This is a genomic window from Mesorhizobium sp. M2C.T.Ca.TU.002.02.1.1, assembly GCF_003997225.1.
In genome coordinates, this window is record NZ_RZTO01000867.1 from 1 (window position 1) to 2,492 (window position 2,492).

Annotated in this window: 3 protein-coding genes; 2 read left to right on the forward strand and 1 reads right to left on the reverse strand. The window is 65.2% G+C overall.

Translation table 11 applies throughout. The features are described from left to right. Window positions 1-328: 328 nt before the first annotated feature. Window positions 329-1,561, forward strand: a complete 1,233-nt coding sequence (gene rlmN / locus EOD07_RS30660; RefSeq protein WP_127237966.1) for a 23S rRNA (adenine(2503)-C(2))-methyltransferase RlmN — start codon at window positions 329-331, stop codon at window positions 1,559-1,561. Beyond that, window positions 1,558-2,025 carry a hypothetical protein gene (locus EOD07_RS30665; RefSeq protein WP_127237967.1) on the forward strand — a complete coding sequence of 156 codons (468 nt, stop codon included), beginning with the start codon at window positions 1,558-1,560 and terminating at the stop codon, window positions 2,023-2,025. The genes rlmN and EOD07_RS30665 overlap by 4 nt, the downstream gene beginning before the upstream one ends. A gap of 23 nt (window positions 2,026-2,048) precedes the next feature. Here EOD07_RS30665 and EOD07_RS30670 read toward each other — a convergent pair. Next, window positions 2,049-2,492, reverse strand: a 444-nt coding sequence (locus EOD07_RS30670; protein WP_164772702.1) for a LysE family translocator, incomplete at its 5' end; no start/stop codon positions are given.

The following is a 2,492-nucleotide window of genomic DNA, read 5'->3' on the forward strand; positions in this document are numbered from 1 at the left end:
GGCCGAGGCTTGATTGCCATGTGATTCCCCCAATCCGTCGCTGCTTCGCAGCGCCACCTTTCCCCCCTCCGGAGGGAAAGGAAGGGCGCCTTTCCTCTCCCCCGTCGATCGGGGGAGAGGTGGCTCGGCGAAGCCGAGACGGAGTGGGGGTCGACCAGCGCTACATCGGACAATGCATGCGCCAGCTGCCATGCACGCTATCGCCAGACCAGCCGCATGGAGAAGGAAAGCCCAGCCGCATGACTCCGGCGCCAAGCTGTGCTATGCGCCGCGCTTCCCGTGCGGCCGATGCTGAAATCGGCCGCAAATCGCTTATATTGGCGCCACCATGACCGTTTCGCTTGATCTTACCGCCGAAGGCGCTCGTGACGCCTTGCGCCGCGCAGCAGCGGCCGAGAAGCCGTCGCTGATCGGCCTGACCCGCGCCGAGCTCGGCGAAGCGCTTGTCGGCGCCGGCATCGTGCCGGAGCGCCAGGCAAAGATGCGCGCCCAGCAGCTCTGGCACTGGATGTATGTGCGCGGCGTCTCCGACTTCGCGCAAATGTTCAACATCTCCAAGGACCTTCGCGCCGAGCTCGACAAGCATTTCACCGTGGCGCGGCCGGAGATCGTCGAGGAGCAGATCTCTTCCGACGGCACGCGCAAATGGCTGTTCCGCTTTCCGCCGCGCGGCGCCGGCCGTCCGGTCGAGATCGAGACCGTCTACATCCCCGAGGAAGGCCGCGGCACGCTCTGCATCTCCTCGCAGGTCGGCTGCACACTGACCTGCTCCTTCTGCCACACCGGCACGCAGAAGCTGGTGCGCAACCTCACCACCGAGGAGATCCTGGCGCAGCTGCTGACCGCGCGCGACCGCCTCGGCGACTTCCCCGACCGCGACACGCCGGACGGCGCCATCGTGCCGGCCGAGGGCCGAAAAGTGTCCAACATCGTCATGATGGGTATGGGCGAGCCACTCTACAATTTCGAGGCGGTGAAGAAGGCGCTGCTGATCGCCTCCGACGGCGACGGCCTGTCGTTGTCCAAGCGCCGCATCACGCTGTCGACCTCGGGCGTTGTGCCGGAGATCGCCCGCACCGGCGAGGAGATCGGCGTCATGCTGGCGATCTCGCTGCATGCCACCAATGACGATTTGCGCGACCTGTTGGTGCCGATCAACAAGAAGTTCCCGCTGAAGGAGCTGATCGCCGCCTGCAAGGCCTATCCGGGCCTCTCCAACGCCAAGCGCATCACCTTCGAATATGTGATGCTGAAGGACGTCAACGATTCCCTCGACGACGCCAAGGCGCTGGTGAAGCTCTTGAAGGGCATTCCAGCCAAGATCAACCTGATCCCGTTCAACCCCTGGCCCGGCACCAACTACCAGTGCTCGGACTGGGAGACGATCGAGAAGTTTGCCGACTACATAAACAACGCCGGCTACGCCTCACCGATCCGCACGCCGCGCGGCCGCGACATCCTCGCCGCCTGCGGCCAGTTGAAGTCGGAATCCGAGCGCATGCGCAAAGTGGACCGCCTGGCGCTGGAGGCCATGATGATCGCGGGGCACGGCGAGGCGTGAGGCGCCTCATCGCCTATCTCGTCCGCTTTGCCGTCATCCTTTTTGGCTATGTCGTCGGCTCGCTGGCGGCGAGCGCCTTCCTCAATATCCTGGTCCTGGCGCATCTCGGCTACACGCCGGCCAATCCCGAGCCGACGGCGACCGCCTCGCTCTATTTCTCGGTGCCTTTCGTGGCGCTGTTCGTCGCCTATTTCGCCTTCATGCCGGCGGCGGTCGTCATTTTGATCGCCGAAGTGCTCGGCCGGCGCGACTGGCTGTTCTACGCGCTTGGCGGCGCCGTCATCGCCGTCGTCTTCCTGGGCTTCGTGCATAGCGTGCGCGACGCCAATTTCGATGTCACCGCAACCAACGCCAGATTGGCCGTGATCGGCTGCGGCATGGTCGGCGGCATCTTCTACTGGCTCTCCGCCGGCCGCTGGGCCGGAAGCTGGCGCCGCGCGGCGCTGCCCGATCTGGAAGCCTGACCCGCGCCCGCAAGCACCAGGGTCTACTTCGCCTGCGCCGTCAGTATCTTGAGCGCGAAGGCCGAGAACACGCCGCCGAACAGATAGTCGACCACGCGCGTGACGCGGGGGCTCGCCTTCATCGCTGCCGAGAACTTTTCCGCCGCGAGCACCATCGGCGCCGTCACCGGGATCGACAGCACGATGAACATCATGCCGAGGAAGAACAGTTTCCCGGACGCGTTCGGATCGTGCGCGGAGACGAATTGCGGCAGGAAGGTCATGAAGAACAGGATGATCTTCGGATTGAGCAGGTTGACGCCGAGCCCGGCCGCCCAGCTGCGGAGCAGGGAGACCTGCGGCCCCGTCCGCTTCTCCGGCGAGAAGGCCGAGCCCTTGGCGATCGCCTGCCAGGCCAGGAACACCAGATAGCCGGTGCCGAAGATCTTCAAGGCGAAGAAGGCCATCGGCGAGGCGACGATCAGCGC